This is a genomic window from Parapedobacter soli, from assembly GCF_025460835.1.
GTDB lineage: Bacteria > Bacteroidota > Bacteroidia > Sphingobacteriales > Sphingobacteriaceae > Parapedobacter > Parapedobacter soli.
The window spans coordinates 90290-113540 of record NZ_JAMXAY010000002.1 but is presented as its reverse complement, the minus strand read 5'-3'; the positions used below and the strand labels follow the sequence as shown (position 1 = coordinate 113540).

Sequence of the window (23251 nt, the reverse complement as noted above, 5' to 3'; positions counted from 1 at the left end):
ACTTTTTAGATTTAAATGGTTTAAAATAAACAAATTACTTATCGCTTAAATTATGATAATCAAAAATCTCTTCATTCACAAATACAGCTTTATATTCTTCAGGACTAAGTACCGTATCATAAAGTCCCACATCATCTCCCCGATGCTTATTAATCCCTACATATTCCAAACTTGCATCCTCATAACGTTTAAACTTGTAAACTGCATCATTCATCAACGCGGAGTTGAAAACGCCGACGCTGACCAACAATTCAAAGTCTTTTACAGATAAACCTGTTACTTTTTTGAAAAGCCCGGGTTCGAGTTGGGTGATTACATCTTTCAAACTTCGCTCACGGTAGTCTGTCAGGTACATGAACACGGGGACACGTGTTGCAAACTTGATGAGTTTTTCTTGAATCTGTTTTCTTAAACTTTTGTATTCTTTTTCCTCATCCGAAAGTTCTTTTTTCTCTTTCTTCGTCAACTCGCGATCGTTAGCTTCTTTCTTAGCTTTCTTTACAGATTCGGATTTATTGATAATGGTTTCGATATCCTGATTTAGATTTCTGAAACCTTCAATATTCATGAGGGCATTCATTGCTTCTTCACTTGCCATCAATCGAGCAAGGGTATTGTTATCAACATTAACAAGTAATGCACTTTCCCAACGTCTAGCTAAAAGCGTGGCTGTTGTACCACTCATTGCAATATCCAAAATTCCCGCGGCATCTATTTGCTTCATCGAACTGCCATCATACGCTAACACCGGTAAAAAATTGATAAAATCATCTACGTTTTTTTCTGGATTCGATTCGTTTACGTTCAAACGACATGCGTAGTCAGCAATTTGCCTTAATGCGCGGTTGGGTGCAAAATCGAATACATAACACTCCTGTTTTAGAATTTCTTCTTTGTTAGGTGATTTGCTATCAGGATTTTTAATTACCCAGGGTGTTTGCACACGGAAAGCTGCTTGAAAATAAGTCTCGGGGCTTGAAGAGTTACGCAACATAAAAATCCCCGTCCATGGTTTTACAGATACGCCAGTAGTGAGTTTACCACAAGAAAGCGTTATGGTTTTTGATTCCAGCGGATTATCTGTCATGGCATCTAATACGGGCGGCAAAGCTTGCACACCGATTCCCGCCTGTGTGCCTGCCGCGACGACTACAGTGTAATCATGGTAAAATTTATTTTGGCGTTGTTTCAATAACTGCGCCATAGCATGACACGCGGCCACGGTTGGCAAAAACCAAAATGTATGATTTAAAACACTAAGCAACGGGGCATGCGAAAAGGGTAAAGGTGGCTTTTTTGCACCCATTTTTAAGTTATCAATAGTAGTTTCACTAAATGCGCCTCGAATTAAATCTAACCATTTTTGAACTTCGTCCTCGTATTTGAAACGTGCATTTCGTCCTTCACCCTCTGCTGAAAAGAAAACGTTAAGATCAAATCCGTCAAACTCCCCTAATTCAGCAACTTGACTAATTGAATCGGGCAATTGATATGTCATCATCACCATCCTAGGCAGGGAAGCATAAGGATTTGGGCCATTACTATCGTTCCATTCTGCTTTGGCTCGTTGTTCATCTGAGTAGGTCCAGTTAAAAATTTGTTCTTCGATAAATTCGCCTGAGGCAATAGCTCGAAAAGGCGTACCCGACAAATACAAGTAATGATCAGTTGTAATGGGTATTGATTCTTCATCAAAGTACTCTATGCCTTCACCTGTACCAAATTCCAATTCTTTTTTACTCTCAGCTTCAAAGAGTTCTTTGGCATTTTCTCTCCAAGCTCCGTAGTGGTATTCATCAAATATGACACAATCCCAATTGGTAGCATGTACCCATTCATTTTTAGTTTTAATACCACCTGTACTGGTGTTTTTTCCTAAGTAATCCTGGAACGAACCAAAACAAACAATTGGTTTTTTCGGGTCGGCCTCTTCAAAGCTTAATCCATTACGTGAAATAAACTGCCAACCTTCAAAATCTACGTGAGTCATCAGATCTTCTTCCCATGCACTTTGTACGGCCGGCTTAAAAGTGAGCACTAGAATCTTAGCCCACCCCATTTTCTTTGCTAATTGATAACTGGCGAAGGTTTTACCAAACCGCATCTTGGCATTCCATAAAAAATGGGGGGTCTTGTGTTTATTCTCTTTTTCAAAACTCTTGAAATAAGTAATGGTTTTATTAACAGCCGCTTGTTGCTCCGGTCGCATGCCAAAACTCAGCACACGATTAGCTTCAGTCCGTTCTCCTGTTTTAATTTCCCAAATAGTTTTTCGTAAGTCATTTAGAGAACATTTAAACCATTCACCCTCGGGGTTGACAAAACCTTTTTTGCGCAGAAGACGATGAATATCATGGTCAGTAAAACAACTGCCATCACGTTTCATTGCCGATTCTTCGAACACAATTTTATATTGGATAGCGGCTGTACCTAATTGTTCTTTAATGCGCTTCCGGACATCCCGGTCAGTATAGCCTATTTTGAGCAAGCCTATATGTGTAGACACCCCCTCCAACTCATAGGCATATATGGTTGGGTTGGCTGACGGACGAGACGGGAAAAATTCACTATTTGTCATCAGTTTTATTAAAGTTGTAAACCAGCCTCAAAATCAGAGATATACTGTTTCGGAACAGTTCCTTTTATATCAGGAATACTTTGCGTTTCACCTAGGACAAAATGATGATTTGCTCTAATATTCAATATAAATTCGTTACAATTTACTCTTGAAACAATATTCCCTACTCCTGCCGTGTGTAATAACTTTGCTCTAAGTGCTAATGGTTGCTGCTCAAAAAATAGTATTCTCCCTTCTTTTGCCCATGCGCCTTGAAGGTCATTATCTTCCCAAACAAGTATGGTAGCCCCATCACTTTTTGAAAGATACCCTAGAAGTTCATAATATTCTGCTTCTGAATTGAATGAAATCTGTTCCTTTGTTCCGAAGTTTTCTTGATACATGGCATTTTTAGTTTATAAATCAATTTCATTGGAATGCATCGGGCGTATTAATTGAGAAATAAAATCAATCTCACCTTCTGTCAATTTATATCTATCAAATAGTTTTTCATCATCCCATTTCTCTTTCATGGAAAGATTGGGCACAAAAATGAACTTACTTTTGGTAATATTCTGAGTTAGGAGAATCGTTGAAACTAAGAATCTGCAAAACTTCGTTTTGAGATAATTCATCATATTTTTAGCCTCCGTTTCCGAATCATAATTTCCAACTACTAAATATGATTCTGTACAAACAGTTTTTGGCGGCATTACTTCAATGCGTGAAAAGATCCTTCTTTTACCTTCCTTATCCGGCTGTCCTCCGTGATCATTTGAAGCTTTAGACAACAGAACCTTCCATTTGTCGATTAATTCCGTACCACTAGTTACTTTATCGGAAGAAATCTTTCCGTTTCCAGCACTAGTGATTAAATCAAGGTCTCCTTCCTTTTCTGGCTTAACACTTGAAACTAAACCAAACGGCATCCTGCTTGAAACGACAGTATCCAAGAAAGAAGTACTATTTTTTTTCACCTTATGTATAATGTCTACGGCTAAATTATCTCTTACAAATGTGTCAAACTCATCTAGGAATCGACTTGATTTGATTACGACTTCCTTTCTTTTTGTTTCCACCTCACAAATTCCTTTATTATCTTTATCCCACAAGAAGTAACAAACTCCACCGGCAATATCTACACCTGGAAAACAGTCTCTAGAATCAGCAAAGTCAACTAGTTTTCTTATACTTTTATCTTTGAGCATTTCAGCTCTAAATTCATCCAACCCCTTACCACCCGAATACCAACGTGCAGGGATAATCATTGAAAGATATTTAGGATTCAGTTTTTTAGCTTGGTCAATAAATAAATTATAAATTGGTTTTGCACTTGAACCTGTTCCGCCACCATCATTTAACTGATAAGGAGGGTTTCCAACGATAACGTCAAATTTCATATTGAATATTTTTTCCGGTTGTTCTGTGTGAATAAAATTATAGGCATAATTTTCTAAAGTATCATCGCGGTCGTACACTTCTTGGCTTGCTCCGCAATACGTACATTTACCAGCCTGCCATGTATGTTGCATACGCTCATAATGAATATTGCCTTGCTCGGTAGTAAACGTTTCGCAAATCGAGTACTTCCCATTGGCCGTTTTGGAGCAATAAACACTTCTCCGACTAAGTAAACTGGTGAGTTCTGTAATAGCAATACCATAAAGCTGTTTGCCAAAAATATGGTTAATACGTTCCTGCTTATCGGGTATAGCAGATTCTAAGCCTTTCGTCAATCGCTTTGCCATTTCCCGTAAAAACACACCACTTTTAGAAACAGGATCCAAAAACTTAGCATTGGGGTCACTCCACAATTCAGCAGGAAGCATATCTAAAATATCGTTCACCAAATTTGGTGGGGTAAATACTTCATCATTGCTCAAATTAGCTAGGCAAGTGAGCACATCGGGATTATAATTCGTTTGTATCATCTTCGCCAAGTTTTAAGAAATGTACCAAAGGAAAGTCTTTTACTGGTTCATCAATAGCAGCAGGATTACCTTCGTCATTGAATAGGGAAAACTGGTGTGTCTTCTCTACTAAAAACTTAAACATATAGTCTCTGCGTTTTAACAGAGAGCCGTTAACTGTACTCCATTCCGAAAATATAATTGGCTGTTTGGTCACTGGATTAGTAAAATCCAATGCATCACCCCAAAGAATGTTTCTGCTTAATAAAAAACGCACAGACCGAATACATTCATTTTTTACCCGCTTAAATAACTTAGTATACCAATTGGTATATATACCAAGTAGCCGGTCTCGACATTCCTGGGCGTTATCTTCTAATATATCCACCCCATAGATGCTCGATACAGCAACTACCGAATAACGTTCCCACTCTACTTGGCTTTTACTATAACGGTTATCGACTACCTTTAATTTTCGTCTTAAAACTTCAGCTAAAAAGTTTCCGTTACCACATGCGGGCTCTAAGAAACGAGAATCTATTCTTTCCGTCTCGTGTTTCACCATGTCAAGCATAGCGTTTACTTCGCGTTCATTAGTAAACACCTCTCCATGGTCTACAACTCGCTTTCTCGATTTTACCTGTTTTGTTTCATCTAATATCTCCACCCTCGTTATTTCTTTTGATATTATTTATATCCTCAATTAATTCTTTTGCGTTCACCCCCAAGATCCTTGCAATTTCAAACAACACCTCCAACCTTGGCTGTTGCCGATTCTGCGCGTACGCATTTACCATGTTATAACTTTTGCCTAATTGCTCGGACAGCCACGTCTGCGTAAAGCCTTTTTCCTGCAATACGGCTTTGATTCGGTTCATCGTTCAGCTTATTGAAATTGCTTTACAAGATAAGCAAAAATTTGATTATCATCTCATTTTGTGAGATAGAATTAATCCGACTTGTAACGCGGTATAAACAAAGACAATGCTTCCAAAAATAGTCGACAAAACGTATCATAAAATACGGGAAACCGGAAACATATTATTTTAAGGTTATCAACACTGGCTGATGCATCATTTGGTAATGGTCGTCCAGTACGCTGGCGTTCACGAAGGTCGTACCCCCGTCGGCATACTGTCCGTAACCTTCATGGATATGTCCAAAAACATGGAGCTTGGGCTTCACCTGATAGACTCTCTGCCGTAATTCTTCGCAACCTATTCTTTTTCCATAAACCGTTTCATCCAACAGACCAAACGGTGGACCGTGGGTGATGAGGATATCGGTATCTAAGGGTATCAGATCCCAATGGGGTTTGATATCGGTTCCACGCTCCCGATTGAACGCCCAATTGTTGAACCAAGGTGTGATAGGTGAACCCCATAGCCTCACTCCCACGATTTCACAACCGGAATCATTCAGGTAAATTACTCCTTTCGGTATCATTTGCTCGATAATCCGTGGATGCGCCTGCTCGAAAAAGAAATCATGATTACCAGCGATAAATACCTTGTAAGTGAATTTCTGTTTGCTGAACCAATCCAAAAAATCTTCAATCTCGATTGGATGTCCCCGCTTGCTTACATCGCCCGCATGGATAAGCATATCGCCCTTGGGCAATTTCAGCGACCGATGTTGGCCATGGGTGTCGGAAATAATGATAACCTTCATCATTGGGATACAGCAAATATACACATAAACAGCCTGTTTACCGCCCTAATCCCCGCTTCTTTCGCTTGATCCGCTCGTCATCTTCGTCAGGTGTTATCTCGATAGCCAAGCCATCAAACCAAGAGCTGCCACCAGTGTGAGGAACGGAATCGTGCTCAGGAAAAATATCGCCGTCAAAAGATTTCTCGTTTTCCGTTGTTGTTTGCTGTATTCCGGTATTGTGCGGATAATCTCCAAAAGTGTTATCTCTATCTTCGCGAGCCGCCGATCCATAGCTACTGAATTTGGAAGCCGCTTGTTGATGACGTTCGCAATGTCCTGCTGAAATCGGTTCAGCACTTTTTGATTGGCCAGAATCATGGTGAACATTTCGGCCAATGCCTTGTCGAGAGTTAGTTCTTCCTCCCGTTGTTCTTTCTCCGTATTTTGCTTTTGTTCGGCTGTTTGCTTGGCTAATTGCCTCGCCATGTTGAGCTTGCTCATAGTATATCTCCTTTATTAATGCACCCCATTTAAATTGTTGCCCCAACGTTCGACCTGTTACCATAAATCCATTCATGAAATAAGTAATACCGGAAACCCGCCCGGTACTGGCTTGGTTGAACAATAGGTCGATACCATCCTTACGGAGCATGCCAATAAAACCTCTCATATCCTTTGATCGTTCAATGGCCACCGCCACTTTTTCCTGTAGCAGCATTTTCTTTGAAGGGCTTCCGGTACGAAGTGCCATTTCAATTTCGTTCTTCGTCGGAGCTTTGTGTTTCGATTGTTTGCTATCAATAACTTCCATCAGTCCGTACTTCTTTTCGAGCTCCCTGACGATTTTCTCGCTGCGCTGATAATTGTTGCTGTCGCTCACTACTTTGCCATCAAAGCGATTACGCAACGCCAAAATATGGCAATGTGGATGCGAAGTGTCGTGATGCCGGAAGATGCAATACAGGTTGTCATCGAACCCCATCCGTTCCATATATTCTTTGGCGATAGCCAGCATCGTCTCGTTGCTTATTTGCTCCTTATCGGAAAAGTTCAAGCTGACGTGATAGGTGTTCCGACTCAAATTCGGGTTCCGTAACCGCATGATCTCCAATTCCTTTTTGACCACGCTATTGTCGAGCGAGGAAAAATTGGTTTCCAATAATTCGGCACGTTCATCCTCTTGCTTGCTGAAAACCTTCCGCAGGTTATAATGCAGCGCACCCATGAACGATTTCCCGATGGATTGTTTGGCAATCATTGGATGAGTTTTTTTAGGATGATGGATAGTTGCTTTTCAATCACCCGCAAATGCACGTTCGCTCCGTTAACCTTACCTGCATTCAGGTGCTTGGCAATCTGATTGATGTTGTTACCGATGCGTTTCAGCTCCACATAGGTCTGCTGATCCAATACCGGCACCTTGGCTTGCAGTATCCTGTTTTTGAATACGGCCTCACGGATGACTTCCGAAGCTTGCAAGCCTGCATAAGCAGATAGCTTTTCCAATTGCGTGGATTCCACCTCGGTAAGCCGGACGGTGAAACGGATGTAACGCTGGTCTTTTTTCTCTTTAGTCGGCCTTGCCATATATTGCTATATTAATATGCGTATAAACGAAGTGGTAAGTATGCCGAAGCAAGCGTTTCCGTCTGACGGAAACATGGCTTGCTTCGCACAAGCGACCTACTTTTTTTTGATACGGGTTTGTTATTGTATTTTTCTTTTTGCTGGCTAAAGAAAAAAGACAGCAAAGGTGAACCTTAAAAATGTTGCTATGTTGACTTTCCATCATAATCCCTTGATTTATTACTGTTTATCCGGTCAACTTTCAATCAACTTTCCAGTCAACATTTGGATTCGATTGTTGACGGTCTATCAACTTTATTGTCGAATGTTGACTATTTGTTGACCAAATGTTGACTTATCAAAAAACTCATTATTAGCACCTTACTTTAAAAAGTCAACATTCCGTCATAAATGCGTTCCAAATCCTGTTGGGTAATCCTGTAATACCTGCCCTTGCCGTCCAGTTCCAAAAGGTAGCCGCTGTGGTCATACAGATACGTGGTAAAGGTGGACGCGTTGGGGTATTGCTTCAAACGCCATTGGTCTTCCAAGATGTGGCGCACCTGAGAACGGGATACCTTGATACCTGATCGCTCCAACAAAATCTTGGCGTGGGTATTGGTCAGGCAAAAGTCCAACAATTCCTTTGCCTCCATGATTTCGCGGATGGTCTCATAGAGCTCCAATTCCACCTTATTCACATAATACGACTTCACCTTACGTAACGCAAGCGTGGCAATCTGTTCCGGCGTGAACCACATGCGCGAACTATTTTTGGTGGCCAGTTTCCGGTGAAGTAGAAAATCAAGAAATGCCGGTATCTCCGTCTCAAGTTTCCAAAGGAAGTCCGGATCAAGCGATGATAATGTGGGTACTTTCCTTACCCAATAGCGGGTTTCCTGCAAACCGATAACCATGAAGTTTTCCTCGTTGTTGGAACACAGGATGATTTTGCCGAAAAACTCCACCTCGAAACGGTCCTTGCCCTTGGCTTCTGCCTTGTATGATTTGGCAGTACTGAGATTCTTTATTTTCTCGCTGTCTTCCCTCCTGTCGAGCAGCACTTCGTCAATTGCGATAATCAACTTGGATACCCAGTCAGCGTTGAAATTGCTCCGGAAATCGGCATTGGTATTGAACGTCATGTTATTGCCGAAGATGGACTTTAATAGATTGAGGAACGTTGTCTTCCCGGTATTCCCCTCACTGCTTACCAAACACAGCACGGGCAACCGTTGCCGGGGCTGGGTATACAAAAGCTGCAAATAATCGAGCCCCAATTCGTATTGTTCCCCGAAAATATGGGTGATAAATTGTAGAATCGTTGTGCAGGTACCCGCTTCGGGTTCATGTCCCACCGGCTCATAGAGGTTATAGAAACCCTGATAGTTTCTTCGGTAGTCCAAATGCTCCGGGATGGTACAAAAGCCATTGTATTTGTCGATACCTTTGATAACCTCCCGCCAATTGTTGGGGTAATCCTGCTTGATGGTATCCAAATTCCACACAATCAGCATATCTTCGTCTTTCCCGCTGATCAGCGGCTTCTTCACCCGCTTATACAACGTTGTACCTACGCGGATATAAGTGTTATCACTATCCTGTTTCATGGCGACGTGATTTGGTCAACAAGAATTTAATAGGAGGGGTTACCATGGAACGGCGAACCTTTTCGTAGGATATAGGATTTAGCCTCCTGCTCGATATCCGCTCGCGTTTTCCTTCGCCCGGACTTCAGCCATTCCAAAAGTTCCTTCTTGGAAAAGTAAAGCCGCTTCCCCCGCTTCATATGCGGGATTTCACCCCGGGAAGTCTTTCCGTAAACGGTGGGTTTGGCAATGCCTAAAAGTTGGGCAGCTTCATCGATATCGATAATATCATAGCCATCCGGAGCCGGTTTCTCTACGGTTCCGTTTTTCATTTCCATCACCAACGTCTCGATCCGATCAAGCCGTTGGTCTAATAATACAAAGGGATTTTCCATTGCGTAAAAACTTGTTTTCCGCAATGATAGGGGCATTTTTAGCGTTCTCTATGAAGATTGTAGATACCGTAAAAAATGTAAATGACTTTTGTAATCGTTTCTTATTTTTTCCAACAGTTGATTATCATCTGTCCGAAAATTCCGAATAGTCTTTTCGAACTCAAAACCTTCGAAATGATCGCACAGTAGGGTTGCATATTTAGGTATATCCTTTCTATCGTGATGCTTATCATACGATGCAAGCATGAACTGATGGAAAATCATCCTTGTGATGACGGGTTTTTTATTTTTCAAGACGATTTTCTTCGGTAGGGGATGCCGCAGAAATGCGGATTTCAGAAACAACAGAAAGTCAGCTTCTGACATTTGCGGTACTTCTTTGCTGCATGCTGGGCAACACATGACGTTAAAGAAGTCAATCACCTCAAGCATGGGCATTTGATTGAATTGATTCTCCCTCTTGCTGATCTCCCGAAGCTGCACTTGGAAATCGCTGATCGGAACTCCGGAAACTGTTTCGTAGGCCTCACCATCATTTCTCTTTTCGCCAGCATCCTTGCTTCCGATTTTTAACGACTCGATAAACGCTCGCAGTTCAGCCGGATCGCCAACCGGCAAATTGATGAGTTGTGTAAATCGCTGGTTATTATCAAGAATATGCGCAACGTGCCGTAGGTTTCGTTTTAACCTGGGCTTATATGCCAAAAGATGGATTATTATTGGTGGCACAAACGCCAGCAAGGCAAAGAAAAAAGGCGCGTTAAATACATAAAGCAATAGGACAAAACCACCCAAACCGATGATGACATATAAATATTTCAATACATCGCCCAAAACGCGACGTTTGTTCTTATGAAACTCGGCAAACTCATAAGCTGCTTTCCCCTCTCTGCTAAAGATCAACCAGCCTACCTGCAATGCTTTCAGCCGCGTTTCAAGACCACCATCGTCATAGGCTCCAAAATACTCAAACAGCAGGTATTTCCAATACCCCATTTCGGGGCTGAGCGTCTTGTCTGGATTCCGTTTGAGTATTCCCATTGTCTAAAGTATAATGCGTTTTGCGGCTTCAATTTTCTTTTCGTCAATGACCTTGGTGTAAATTTCCGTGGTTTTCACGTTCCGGTGCCCTAACAGTTTGGATACCGTATAAATATCCGTACCCATGGTTAGCTGCAACGTCGCATAGGTGTGCCGGAAACAGTGGAACGTCAGTTTCTTGGTTATTCCGGCCCGCAGTGCCCATCGGGAAATCTGCAAGCTGATGTAATCTGAATATTTAAGCCCTTTGAAAACCTGTTCCTCAGCACGCTGCCTTTCACCTAATTGTTCGTATGCCTGATCAGGTATGTATAGTGTTTCGGCACCTTTGGTTTTTTGCTGTACGAAACGGATGTAATATCCGTGTTCCGCGGAATGGTGGATATCACCCCATTTTAAATTTATGATATCCGACCATCGCAGTCCGGTAAGTGCCGAAAAAAGTGATGCCTGTTTCAATAAGGGCAAATCACATTCCGCCTCTTTCATGGCTCGCAGTTCCTCCAACGTCAAAAACTCCCGGTGGGTTTCCCCTTGGGGAAGTCCTTTAACTCGCAGTATGGGATTAACGGAAAATAGTCGCTCCTGAAATGCTTCCTTGATAGCTGCCCGGAATTTATTGAAGTAGCTGTATTGGGTATTGGCGGAAAGGCCAACCGTATTGGATCTAATCGACTTGACCGTTCCTAAAAACTCCTTGAAACCCTCGCAGAATTTCTCCGTTACGTCACCAAACGTACACTGTCCGTTCGTGTACATTTCGAGGTATTTATACGTGCCATACCAATTATCGTGATTACCTTTTGACTTGTTGTGCTTTCTGACCTGCTCCTTAAAATAAGCAAGAAAATCGCGCTGCGCGTTCAACCTGTCGGCAAAGTCGAATTGCCGATTGATCAGTTGGAGTTCCCGTTCCGACCGGATGCTTTCCGCTTTAGCCCGGCAAACTTTATTGTACTCCTTTTCCGCAGCGTTGGCAGGTTTCTTATGGATATAGATCTTAAGGAACTCCCGTCTGGTTTCCTTACCCGTCTCGGGGATGTAAACAGGCGGGTAGTAATCCAAGTAAAGGCTTAACCGCCCATCGCTTAATTCTTTCTCGCGTAATTTGACTGATCGGGTTCGTTCCATAATCTTGTACCTATTTGTACCTCCGTTAAAATATCCTACCAAAGGTACAAAAAGATACAAAATAAAGATTAGTCAATGAAAAACAAAAGTAAACGATAATAATATAACATATTGATTTTTAGTACATTAAATTACACATCTGTATAGATTGTAATCGATGATTATCAAATACTACTTCCCGATACAGAACTTCGAGAAAATATTATCCAACAGGTCATCCGTAGATACACTGCCCGTAATCTCACCGAGGTGATGCAGGGCCTGCCGGATATCCATCGCCAGGAAATCGGATGTAACGGGGTTGTCGATGCCGTCGAGTACTTTTGCGAGCGATTCGGCGGTCTTCTGCAGGGCCGACACGTGCCGGATATTGGTAACGAGCACGTCGTCAGTACCGAGGTTATGTAAATTCACTTTTCGCAACAGTTCTTCCTTCAGCTCCTCTACCCCCACGTTGTTTTTAGCAGAGATAAACAGGGGGGCTATAGCCGTCAAGGCTTCTTTATGGGCTTGTGTGAGCAGATCGGTTTTGTTGACCACCACCACGTAAGGCACACCCAGCGCGGCCACCTCCACAATCTGGCTGTTGATCTCGTCTATATCATCCTGCTGTGGGTCGGCCAGGTAGATGATAAGCCGGGCTTGCCGCATTTTCTCACGCGTACGTTCCACCCCCTTGGCTTCGATGATATCCAACGTGTCGCGGATACCGGCGGTATCGATAAAACGGAACGACACGCCGTGGATATTGATTTCGTCCTCGATCGTGTCGCGTGTTGTCCCGGCGATATCCGATACTATTGCGCGCTCTTCATTAAGCAATGTGTTGAGCAATGTGGATTTTCCGACGTTCGGCTTCCCGGCGATTACCACCGGCACCCCATTTTTCAGCACATTGCCTTGCTCAAAAGAGGTGATGAGCCGACCGACCACGGTATTGATTTCCAACACGAGCCCTTTTAGCTGCTCCCGGTTTGCAAACTCCACGTCTTCTTCTGAAAAATCCAATTCGAGCTCGATGAGCGAAGCGAAGTGGATCAGCTGCTCACGCAGCTGCTTCAGGATATTGGAAAACCCGCCACGCATCTGCTGCATGGCTACTTGGTGCGAAGCCGCCGAATTGGAGGCTATCAGGTCGGCCACGGCTTCGGCCTGCGAGAGGTCCATCTTACCGTTGAGGAAGGCCCGCAGCGTAAATTCACCCGGCTGAGCAGCACGGGCACCTTCCTTGATCAGCAGCTGGATAATCCGCTCGATGATGTACCGCGAATTATGCGTGGAGAGTTCCACGATGTTTTCCCCGGTGTACGAGTTCGGGCCGATGAATAATGATACCAGCACCTCATCCAGTACTTCGCCACCCTCACGGATAGTCCCGAAGTGGATGGTGTGAGATGGTTGCATCGACAAATCCTTGCCTTTGAAAACACGGTTTACGATAGCAATTGCATCCGTACCCGAAATCCGTATCACTGCAATGGCACCGCTCCCGGTGGCGGTAGCCAATGCCACAATCGTATCTTGATGAGCCATACGGCAAAGATACGCAATAGCTACCCAATCACCGTGCCGGTGGGTAATATCGCCCGCTTTTTGGTAACCACGATACCATCGCGTATAACATGTGTTTCGAAATCGCCATCTTCCAGATGCTTGCCCCCCGTGATACGGACATTATTGCCTATACAGCAGTTCTTGTCGATGATGGCATTTTCGATATAGCAATTCTCCCCTACGCCGGTCAATGGAACGCCTTGCTCATTGGCCTGCCTGATTTCATCAAGCGTCTGGTAAAAATCACAGCCCATCATGTAGGTGGTCTTGATTACCGTGCCGGCACCGATGCGCGACCGCACACCGATAACGGACCGTTCGATCTGGTCGGCCGCCACGATACACCCGTCGGCAAGGACAACCTTATCGAGCTTGGTACCCGACACTTTGGAGGGTGGCAGCATGCGCGGACGCGTAAAGATGGTGTCTTTGTCGAAAAGGTTGAACAGGGGAATATCGTCCGTAAGGCCTATATTGGCTTCAAAAAACGAATCGATGTTACCGATGTCTGTCCAGTATCCCGGATATTGGTAGCTGTGTACACGGCGTTGGCCGATGGATTCGGGTAGCAGTTCCTTACCGAAATCAACACCGTCGCTCTCGGCCAACAGCTGCCTGAGCACCTCTTTATTGAATACGTAAATACCCATCGACGCGAGGTATTCCCTACCGGCAGCCTTCATTTCGTCACTCACCTCGGATACCCAATCCGGCAACAGTGAGCTGTTGGGTTTCTCGATGAATGAGGTAATGTTGCCTTCTTCATCAGACTTGAGGATCCCGAACGATGTGGCGTCCTTGGCATTAACGGGAATGGTTGCTACCGATATCTCCGCATTCGCTTCGATATGCGAGCGGATCATTTCCTGGAAGTCTATCTGGTACAATTGATCGCCCGACAGGATAAGTACATGCTCATAATCGTGGTGCTTGAGGTAGCGGAGCAGGTGACGGACGGCATCTGCCGTGCCCTGATACCAACGCTCCCCTTCGTTGGTTTGCTCCGCGGCCAGTATGTCTACGAAGCCCTTGCTAAACAGGCTGAAGTTATACGTGTTTTTGATGTGGGCGTTGAGCGAGGCGGAATTGAACTGGGTGAGCACATAAATGCGGTGATAGCCCGAATTGAGGCAATTGGAAATAGGGATATCCACCAAGCGGTATTTGCCGGCAATCGGCACTGCGGGCTTTGAACGCTTCTCTGTCAATGGATACAGGCGTGTCCCCTTGCCGCCTCCCAGTACTACGGAAATTACACTGTGTTTAATCATAATCTATTCGGTTATATTCTGATAAAGATCTATATATGAAACGGCCGACTTATCCCAAGAGAAATCGAGCGCCATCAATTGCTTACGCAGCCGCTGCATACGCTGCCGGTCGGCATAGAGTTCCAATGCCCGGCCCACCGCGTTGCTGGCGTCGGCGGCATTCGCGTCAGCGAATGTAATGCCGTATCCGTCGGGCTCGGCAATATCCTGCACGGTGTCTTTCAGTCCGCCGGTGCGTCGTACAATGGGGACCGTACCGTAACGCATAGCGTACAACTGGTTGAGGCCGCAGGGTTCCACCCGTGACGGCATAATCAGGAAATCGGCTGCTCCATAGATGCGGTGCGACAGTTGTTCCTCATAACCGATGTATGCCCCCAGCCGGCCCCGGTATTGATTGGCTAAATATGTTATGGCCGACTGTACCTGTGGATCGCCCGAGCCTAATACCATGATGGATACATCCCGGTTTTCGCGACCAAGGAGCCGTTCGATGATATCAGGCAATAAATCGGCTCCTTTCTCGCCGGCGAAGCGCCCGATATAGGCGAGCAGTGGTTTTTCCGGGTCCAGCCCATAAGCTTCACAAAGAAATGCCTTATTTTTCTTTTTGCCCGACTGTACCCGGCTGGGGGGGTAGTGGTGCGGCAGCATGGGGTCGGCCGCCGGATCCCAAACCGCCGTATCGATGCCGTTCACAATACCCACACCTTTAGCGCGCTCCATCGCAAAGAGCTGCTCCAATCCGTTGGCCTGCGTCATCAACTCGCCGAGGTAGCCCTCCGAAACGGTGGTAAACACGGTGCAGCATTTAATCAGCGCCGCCAAAGGGTTGATGGTTTTGTCCCAATCCAGCAGGCCCCACTTCCAGGTATCGAATGGTGGGAGCAAAATAGCCTTGTTCCAGTCCATCCAGCCCTGGTACTGGCCGTTATGCACCGTACCCACAGTGGGCACTTTCTTCAACGCGGAAAACGCATCGCTATAATACATCAAGAACGGGATGAGCCCCGTATGATGGTCGTGGCAGTGCACCACATCCGGCACAATACCAGCTTCGGTAATCCAATGTAGGAAGCCATGCTGGAAAGCCATAAATTGTTCGCTCTCGTCAGCATAGCCATAGGGCTCATCTCGGTCCAGCAGGCCCGGTATCTTGATCAAATAGAGCTCGAACCCCAACACATCGCTTTGCTCCTTGAGCACCGTCATGTCCAGCGGCCGCGACCCTTGGTTGAACGAACCGGTGTATACCACTTCAAATGTGTGGCTTTGCACAAAAGGCTTGTTGTACCACGGCAGCACTACCCAAGTGCGCAAGCCCGCTTGCTGCAGGTACTTGGGTAAAGCGCCTACTACATCGCCCAGTCCGCCCACCTTGGCCACGGGATAGCATTCGGCACTCAAATGGATAACGTGCTTGCTTGTGCGATGTGCTTTTTGTTTCCCCATGATGCTAGTTCCCTTTTGTAGTTGTTTTCTTGGCGGTTGCTTTCTTGCCGGTCGCTCTTTTCTTCGCTTTCTTTTCCGGATCAACCGCACTTTCGGCTTTCACAAGCGCTGTTTTCTTGCTCTGCTGGACCCGCTTACGGCTGGTCTGCTGCGCCTCGCTCCGCTTGAGTACGAGCCCGGCCAGCGGGGGCAGGGTAAACATGGCCGACCAGTCTTTGTTCATCCAGCGAATCGGTTCGGCCGTCACCGTGTGCTGCTCCACACCGCTACCGTAGTAGTTGCGGTCATCCGAATTGAGCAATACCGTCCACTCGCCCTCCGATGGCAATCCGCAGCGATACGAATACCGTACTACCGGCGTAAGGTTGAGGATGATGAGCAGGTCGTCTTCCCGTCGCACCCCTTTGCGGGCGTAGGCAAGTACGGTGTTAGATGAGTCGCCCGCCTCAATCCATTCGAAGCCCTCCGGGCTGAAGCTGTGTTCATACAGCGCAGGTTCGCCGCGATACAGGTGGTTGAGGGCTTTCACCAGCTCGAACATGCCTTGGTGCGGCTCATATTGCATGAGGTGCCAATCGAGCGACTGGTTACAGTTCCACTCGGTCGTCTGCCCGAATTCGCATCCCATGAAGAGCAGTTTGGTACCAGGATGGGTATACATATAAAGGTATAATGTCCGCAGGTTGGCAAATTGCTGCCACTCGTCGCCCGGCATCTTGTAGACCATCGGGCCCTTTCCGTGCACCACTTCGTCGTGCGAGAGGGGCAACATGAAGTTTTCGTGGAATGCATATAGCATGCTAAAGGTAACCTGGCCGTGGTGGTGCTGCCTGTACAGCGGATCGCGGCCGAAATATTCGAGCGTGTCGTGCATCCATCCCATCATCCATTTCATACCGAAGCCGAGACCACCACTGTATACCGGCCGGCTTACGCCCGGCCATGAGGTAGACTCTTCGGCGATGGTCTGCACATCGGGGAAATAACCGTATACCGCCTCATTCAGTTCTTTCAGGAAACTGATGGCCTGCAGGTTTTCGCGCCCACCGTATTCATTGGGTACCCACTCGCCTTCTTTACGGGAGTAGTCGAGGTACAGCATGGAAGCTACGGCATCTACCCGCATTCCATCCACGTGGTATCTATCCAGCCAGAATACGGCATTGCTGATGAGGAACGAACGCACCTCATTGCGGCCGTAATTGAAGATGTAAGACCCCCAGTCGGGATGGAACCCCTGGCGTGGATCCTGGTGTTCATAGAGATGCGTCCCATCAAACCGATACAGGCCGTGCGCATCGCCTGGGAAATGGGACGGTACCCAGTCTAATATCACGCCGATGCCGTTTCGGTGCAGTTCTTCGATGAGATACATCAAGTCCTGCGGCGATCCGTAGCGCGATGAGGCGGCGAAGTAGCCGGTAATCTGATAACCCCACGACGGGTAATAGGGGTGCTCCATGATGGGCATCAGCTCTACGTGGGTGAAACCGGCTTCCTTAATGTAATGCACCAGCTTTTCGGCAATATCGCGATAGCCGAGCACCCGCGATGGGTCTTCGGGGCTACGTATCCACGACCCGAGGTGTAGCTCATATACGGCAACGGGCTTGTTCAGTCCGTTGTGCTCATGCCGCACCTGCATCCAATCATCATCGTCCCACTCATACCATGTGGTAGAAACTACCGAAGCCGTTTTGGGGGGCAATTCGCATTGTACCGCGAAGGGGTCGGCTTTTTCTACGGTGTCACCCTGGTACGACCTGATATGGTACTTATATAGCTCGCCTATGCCAACCGCGGGTATGAAGCCTTCCCAGATACCCGACCCGTCCCAGCGTACCAGCAGCGTGTGCGAATATGGGTTCCAGCCGTTGAAGTTGCCGATTACCGATACCGATTCGGCATTCGGGGCCCACACTGCAAAATAAGTGCCTGCCGTACCGTCTCGCAGCAGGGCATGTGAACCGAACTTCTCATACAGTTTATGATGTTTGCCTGCTCGGAAGAGGTTTACATCAAAATCCGTAAATAACGAATATACTTCTACCGAATGCTGCATCACGTTGGGTTTAATGGGTTAAGCAATAGCTATACTTCTGAAATCCTTCGGCACTTTTGCGACATAATGGCCTTTGTCATTCTTCTTAAAGGTGGTTGCCTTATCGTCTACCATCACCTGCTTTACCGCAAACGGCAAAGCTGCAAAATGCAGGTCGTACGTGTCGTATTTCTCAGAATACAAGCCTTCTACATACTGCGTAATGGTCAAGCCCTTGGATGTACCTTTTACCACGAACTTCTTTTCCAAATAGATATGCTGCTCGTATGCAAACGTATCGCCGTGGTCTTCATAAAGGTACGAATTTGTTTTCTTATCCGTATGGTAAACCAGCAATTTCAATGATTCGATCCGTTTTTCATGCACATATTGCATCACGGGATACTCGGGCAAGACGGCTCCGGCCTTGACAAAAATCGGCATCTTCTCGATGGGTGTATCCACCTCGTGCTCCTGCCCCCCTTCAAAACGGACATCGTCCCAGTAATCATACCATGTACCGCGGGGCAGGTATACCCGCTTGCGCTGCTGCCCCGGATTCAATACCGGCGATACCAGCAGCTTGTCGCCGAAGCAAAACTCTTCTTCCCGTTGGATGTTGCTGTCTAAATGCTGCTCCAGCATGGTCACCGGCCGCAGTATCGGAAAGCCGTATTTTGTATGTTCCCAAAACACCGAATAGATATACGGCAGCAGTTTGTAGCGCAGCTCGATGAACTTCCGGTTCAGCGCTTCGTTTTCGGGGCCGAAGCTCCACGGTTCGCGCTCGGCGGTATCGCCAGCCGAATGGGCCCGCATGAATGGCGAGAACACCCCGAACTGCAGCCACCGCGTAAACAATTCGGCATCCGGCTCGCCGCTGAAACCACCGATATCCGTGCCGCAGAAAGGCAGGCCCGATACCGACAACCGCTGCAATTGCAAGACGCCGAGGCGCAGGTGCTCCCACGTGGCAATGTTATCGCCTGTCCACACCGAAGCATAACGCTGTGTGCCGGCATAGGCGGCACGGGTGATGGTAAATGGCCGCTTTTTCTGGAACAGTTTCTTGAGCCCTTCGTAGGTCGCACGCACCATCTGCATGCCGTACACGTTGTGTGCCTTGCGGTGCGAGCCACGGTGACCATCAAAATTGTGGCGCACGTCATTGGGGAATGTACCCCTACCAAATACCGCGGGCTCATTCATATCGTTCCACACACCGGCTACCCCGGCTTCTACCAGCTCCCCGAACAGCCCGCCCCACCATTCACGCACTTCTTTATTGGTGAAGTCGGGAAACTGGCAACGGCCCGGCCACACATACCCTTCCATGAAGTAATCGTCGCCGCGGCGGCAGAAATAGTGGTTTTTCTTCCCCTCCTTAAATACCCAGTAGTTTTCATCCACCTTGATGCCGGGATCGATGATCACCACCGTGCGGAAGCCGTCGTCTGCGAGCTCCTTGATCATCTTCTTTGGATCGGGAAAATAGTGTTTATTCCACGTAAAGCAACGGTAGCCATCCATATAATCGATATCCAGGTAGATCGCATCGCAGGGGATTTTGCGCTCGCGGAAATTCTTGGCAAGGTCGCGCACTTTACTTTCGGGATAGTAACTCCACCGGCATTGGTGGAAACCAAGGGCCCACAGGGGCGGCAGGTAGTGGGTGCCTGTGATGACGTGGTAACGTTTCACCACATCCATCATGTGAGGCCCGTGGATATAGTAATACTGCAACTCGCCGCCTTCCGACCAGAAGCTGGTCTGGTCGTGCGCTTCGGCCGCAAAATCAAAATAGGTTTTGAACGTGTTGTCGAAAAAAATACCATACGCATTTCCGCCGTGCAAGCCGATATAAAACGGGATGCTCCGATAAAGTGGATCCTGATTGAACTGGAACGAGTAGGTATCGGAATTCCAATTGGTAAATCGGCGGCCACGCAGGTTGAGGTGGGTGGGTTTATCTCCTAGCCCATAAAATGCCTCGTTGGCCACGGCCTCCTTCGTGCTGTATACGTAATACCCACCGAAATCGGGGTTCTCTTCCCAGTGCATGGGCGAATAATCCTTGTTGTACACCTTGCCATTGCGGTCTTCAAACGAAATCAGGAAGTCCGCTTTGTTAATCACACACGTCACCGTATTGGTTTTCACACGGTAAACGTACTGGTCTTCTTCAAAATTATATACCGTTACGTGTTGGTCGGTCTGCGGTACGGCATAGGAGAAGTCTTCCAAAAACTGCCCGTTCGGGGCTAGCCGAACGCGTATGATTTCATCACTCACCACCTTCACCTCCACCACAGCACTCCCGTCAGTGAAGTAATAGTTGTTGTTTTCCTGGTGATAGTCGGCAACCGGCCCGAGATAGTTCTTTACAATCTCCGGCAAATCCAATACCGGGTTATTCACGTGGTGTATTCCCTCTTCCAGTATCTGGGGAGTGGTATTTGTGTCTGTTTCTTGTTGTTTAGTCAAATCCTTCGCCATAAATATTACCTCTTAATTTTAGCCAAAGTACATTTTTTGGAAAATTAAAACAATTTATCAGTCGTTTCTTTTTTTTCCGCCTTTCACAGCCGGATGTCTTTTCGGCACTATACTATCCGCACGCGATATGCGATGCACGCGGATGTGCATAAAAATTTGCACGGAACGTATTTACCTGCTATATTTGCCCACCAACTTCATGGATTATTAATAGAAAACATGCAGATTGCTTTCATCCATCCGTTCATACATCATCATCGCCTCCGCGGCGATATTTAATTTGTATGTTTCTACGTGAAGCAGTTTGACACCCGATGTTTTTATCCTTGTATTAATAATTATAACACACATTGAAACCAGCATGGAATCACCTATTAGTATAGCCGATGGCATGGCCGGTTTCACAGACATAAATAAACCCGTTACCCACTCATGAAAAATCTGAAAATCGCAATACAGAAATCCGGCAGGCTCAACGAGAAATCTGTGCAGCTGCTGAAAAATTGTGGTCTGAATTTCGATAACTACAAAAGCTCGTTGATTACCACCGTTGCCAATTTCCCCTTGGAGATCCTATTCCTCCGCGATGACGACATCCCCGAATATGTACAGGATGGAATTGCCGACCTGGGTATTGTAGGTGAAAACGTCATCGCTGAAACGGAAGCCGATGTGCGCTACCTCCAACGGCTAGGTTTTGGGAAGTGCAGCCTCAAAATCGCGGTCCCGACACACAGTGAGTTCAACGAGCTGGCCGACCTGAATGGCAAAGCCATTGCGACATCCTACCCTACCATCCTCAGGAAATTCCTCGACGAGAACGACATCGCTGCCGATATCCGCACGATATCCGGTTCAGTAGAAATATCGCCGGCATTGGAGTTGAGCGATGCTATATTCGACATTGTTTCCACCGGGGGCACATTGCGCAGCAACGGGCTCAAGCCGTTTGCCGATATCATGACATCTGAAGCCATCCTCATCAGCAAGAATGGCATCGACAGCAATCCGGTGGTACGCGAGCTGATCCAGCGTATCCAGTCGGTACTGCGGGCAGAGGAAACGAAATATGTAGTGCTCAACGTGGAACGCAGTAGCCTGAAAGAAATAATCGACCTGCTACCCGGCGTAAAAAGCCCTACGATCGTGCCGCTGGCGGAGGAAAACTGGGTGGCGGTGCACACCGTTATCGCTGAGCAAGACTTCTGGGACAAAATCAACAAGCTGAAAGCTGCCGGTGCCCAAGGCATCGTGGTGATGCCCGTAGAAAAAATCATCATGTAACCCTGCCATGCTGAAGACCTATCGATACCAATCGCTTCAAGAGCAAGACTTCCAGCGCCTGCTGGCCCGCAACACCGACCCCTCCCATTCGATACAACAGTCCGTAACTGCTATTATAGAGGAGGTGCGTACGAATGGCGATACAGCACTAAAGGACTATACGGCCAAGTTTGATGGCGTGCAACTGGAACGCCTGTACCTCGGGACTGAGGAGATTGCGGCCCTGGCTGCTACCGTCGGGCGCGAACAGCAGCGGGCGCTGGAGATCGCGTTTGCCAATATCCATCGTTTCCACGAAACGCAGCAACGCAAAGAACGGGCTGTGGAAACCATGCCGGGGGTAACATGCTGGCGCGAACCACGCCCCATCGAAAAGGTGGGACTATACATCCCGGGTGGCTCGGCCGTATTGCCCAGTACGCTGCTGATGCTCGGTGTGCCTGCCCGTATTGCAGGCTGCAAGGAGATCGTGGTTTGCTCGCCGCCACAAGCCGACGGCCTTATAAACGGCTATGTGGCATACTGTCTGCAACTGCTGCAAATAAACCGGGTTTACCTGGTTGGAGGGGCACAAGCGATAGCCGCCATGGCGTACGGCACAGCCACCGTACCTAAGGTAGACAAGATATTCGGGCCGGGCAACCAATACGTCACCAAAGCCAAAAGCCTGATACAAGGGCTCACCCAGGTGAGTATCGACATGCCTGCCGGTCCTTCCGAAGTACTTGTTGTCGCCGACCATACGGCCAACGCATCTTATGTTGCGGCCGACCTGCTGGCACAAGCGGAGCACGGGCCCGATAGCCAGGCGGTGTTGGTATGCACCGATGAGCGGTTGGTCAACAGCGTACAGGCGGCTCTAGCCACACAGCTCGCCGTATTGCCCCGCGCAGCTATCGCAGCGAAAGCCATTGCCAACTCGTATGCGATCGTATGCGATACGCTCGACGAAGCCATGGCTTTCAGCAACCGGTATGCCCCTGAGCACCTGATCATCGAAACCGACGATTGCGAACGCTTGGTGAGGAAGATTGTAAATGCCGGATCTGTTTTCTTAGGGCACCATACACCGGAGAGCGCTGGCGACTACGCCTCCGGCACCAACCACACATTGCCTACCAGTGGGTTTGCCCGGTCGTATTCGGGCGTGTCGGTCGATTCTTTCGTCAAAAAAATCACGTTCCAGCGGATCACCACCGAGGGGCTTCGGCACCTGGGGCCCGTGGTGGAAACATTGGCTGAGCTGGAGGGCCTTCAAGCGCATAAAAACGCCGTATCCATCCGGTTGGATTAATTACAAAAATCCCGTAT

Annotated in this window: 19 protein-coding genes; 2 read left to right on the top strand and 17 right to left on the bottom strand. The window is 47.1% G+C overall.

Going from position 1 to position 23251, the window contains the following annotated elements:
• Positions 1 to 34: 34 nt before the first annotated feature.
• The 17 genes from NGM62_RS01590 to NGM62_RS01510 all read right to left on the bottom strand — a co-directional run bounded on the left by NGM62_RS01590 (position 35) and on the right by NGM62_RS01510 (position 20656).
• Complete coding sequence (locus NGM62_RS01590; protein ID WP_262245435.1) at positions 35 to 2578, bottom strand: GIY-YIG nuclease family protein; 2544 nt, start codon at positions 2576 to 2578, stop codon at positions 35 to 37.
• 8 nt (positions 2579 to 2586) lie between these two features.
• Positions 2587 to 2961 carry a hypothetical protein gene (locus NGM62_RS01585; protein WP_262245434.1) on the bottom strand — a complete coding sequence of 125 codons (375 nt, stop codon included), beginning with the start codon at positions 2959 to 2961 and terminating at the stop codon, positions 2587 to 2589.
• A 12-nt stretch (positions 2962 to 2973) separates the two neighbouring features.
• Entirely contained in the window at positions 2974 to 4488 is a 1515-nt protein-coding gene (locus NGM62_RS01580) for an Eco57I restriction-modification methylase domain-containing protein (protein ID WP_262245433.1), read from the bottom strand.
• The gene (locus NGM62_RS01575) at positions 4469 to 5134 is read right to left on the bottom strand and encodes a hypothetical protein (RefSeq protein WP_262245432.1); all 666 of its coding nucleotides are present in this window, start codon (positions 5132 to 5134) and stop codon (positions 4469 to 4471) included. The genes NGM62_RS01580 and NGM62_RS01575 overlap by 20 nt, the downstream gene beginning before the upstream one ends.
• Complete coding sequence (locus NGM62_RS01570; protein WP_262245431.1) at positions 5118 to 5345, bottom strand: helix-turn-helix domain-containing protein; 228 nt, start codon at positions 5343 to 5345, stop codon at positions 5118 to 5120. The genes NGM62_RS01575 and NGM62_RS01570 overlap by 17 nt, the downstream gene beginning before the upstream one ends.
• Before the next feature lie 163 nt (positions 5346 to 5508).
• Positions 5509 to 6141: a metallophosphatase domain-containing protein gene (locus tag NGM62_RS01565; RefSeq protein ID WP_262245430.1), complete on the bottom strand. Its 633-nt coding sequence runs from the start codon at positions 6139 to 6141 to the stop codon at positions 5509 to 5511.
• Between the two features lie 34 nt (positions 6142 to 6175).
• Positions 6176 to 7378, bottom strand: a complete 1203-nt coding sequence (locus NGM62_RS01560) for a relaxase/mobilization nuclease domain-containing protein (RefSeq protein WP_262245429.1) — start codon at positions 7376 to 7378, stop codon at positions 6176 to 6178.
• Positions 7375 to 7707 carry a MobC family plasmid mobilization relaxosome protein gene (locus tag NGM62_RS01555; RefSeq protein ID WP_262245428.1) on the bottom strand — a complete coding sequence of 111 codons (333 nt, stop codon included), beginning with the start codon at positions 7705 to 7707 and terminating at the stop codon, positions 7375 to 7377. Before NGM62_RS01555 ends, NGM62_RS01560 begins: the two co-directional genes overlap by 4 nt.
• A gap of 365 nt (positions 7708 to 8072) precedes the next feature.
• Complete coding sequence (locus NGM62_RS01550) at positions 8073 to 9296, bottom strand: DUF5906 domain-containing protein (protein WP_262245427.1); 1224 nt, start codon at positions 9294 to 9296, stop codon at positions 8073 to 8075.
• 26 nt (positions 9297 to 9322) lie between these two features.
• Positions 9323 to 9670 (bottom strand): helix-turn-helix domain-containing protein, encoded by a 348-nt coding sequence (locus tag NGM62_RS01545; protein ID WP_262245426.1) that lies wholly within the window; start codon positions 9668 to 9670, stop codon positions 9323 to 9325.
• Positions 9671 to 9718: 48 nt separating this feature from the next.
• A complete protein-coding gene (locus tag NGM62_RS01540) occupies positions 9719 to 10711 on the bottom strand; it encodes a hypothetical protein (RefSeq protein ID WP_262245425.1) in 993 nt (330 codons plus the stop codon).
• A 3-nt stretch (positions 10712 to 10714) separates the two neighbouring features.
• The gene (locus tag NGM62_RS01535) at positions 10715 to 11842 is read right to left on the bottom strand and encodes a site-specific integrase (RefSeq protein ID WP_262245424.1); all 1128 of its coding nucleotides are present in this window, start codon (positions 11840 to 11842) and stop codon (positions 10715 to 10717) included.
• Between the two features lie 171 nt (positions 11843 to 12013).
• The gene (mnmE, locus tag NGM62_RS01530) at positions 12014 to 13375 is read right to left on the bottom strand and encodes a tRNA uridine-5-carboxymethylaminomethyl(34) synthesis GTPase MnmE (protein ID WP_262245423.1); all 1362 of its coding nucleotides are present in this window, start codon (positions 13373 to 13375) and stop codon (positions 12014 to 12016) included.
• Positions 13376 to 13395: 20 nt separating this feature from the next.
• The gene (locus NGM62_RS01525; RefSeq protein ID WP_262245538.1) at positions 13396 to 14664 is read right to left on the bottom strand and encodes a glucose-1-phosphate adenylyltransferase; all 1269 of its coding nucleotides are present in this window, start codon (positions 14662 to 14664) and stop codon (positions 13396 to 13398) included.
• Between the two features lie 6 nt (positions 14665 to 14670).
• Positions 14671 to 16119 (bottom strand): glycogen synthase, encoded by a 1449-nt coding sequence (locus tag NGM62_RS01520; protein ID WP_262245422.1) that lies wholly within the window; start codon positions 16117 to 16119, stop codon positions 14671 to 14673.
• Positions 16120 to 16123: 4 nt separating this feature from the next.
• The gene (gene glgB / locus NGM62_RS01515) at positions 16124 to 18181 is read right to left on the bottom strand and encodes a 1,4-alpha-glucan branching protein GlgB (RefSeq protein WP_262245421.1); all 2058 of its coding nucleotides are present in this window, start codon (positions 18179 to 18181) and stop codon (positions 16124 to 16126) included.
• A gap of 18 nt (positions 18182 to 18199) precedes the next feature.
• Positions 18200 to 20656: a glycoside hydrolase family 31 protein gene (locus tag NGM62_RS01510; protein WP_262245420.1), complete on the bottom strand. Its 2457-nt coding sequence runs from the start codon at positions 20654 to 20656 to the stop codon at positions 18200 to 18202.
• A 432-nt stretch (positions 20657 to 21088) separates the two neighbouring features.
• Here NGM62_RS01510 and hisG point away from each other — a divergent pair, with 432 nt between their 5' ends.
• Together hisG and hisD are read left to right on the top strand one after the other, a co-directional pair.
• Positions 21089 to 21940, top strand: a complete 852-nt coding sequence (gene hisG, locus NGM62_RS01505) for an ATP phosphoribosyltransferase (RefSeq protein WP_262245419.1) — start codon at positions 21089 to 21091, stop codon at positions 21938 to 21940.
• Between the two features lie 7 nt (positions 21941 to 21947).
• Positions 21948 to 23234: a histidinol dehydrogenase gene (gene hisD, locus NGM62_RS01500; RefSeq protein ID WP_262245418.1), complete on the top strand. Its 1287-nt coding sequence runs from the start codon at positions 21948 to 21950 to the stop codon at positions 23232 to 23234.
• Positions 23235 to 23251: the final 17 nt, after the last annotated feature.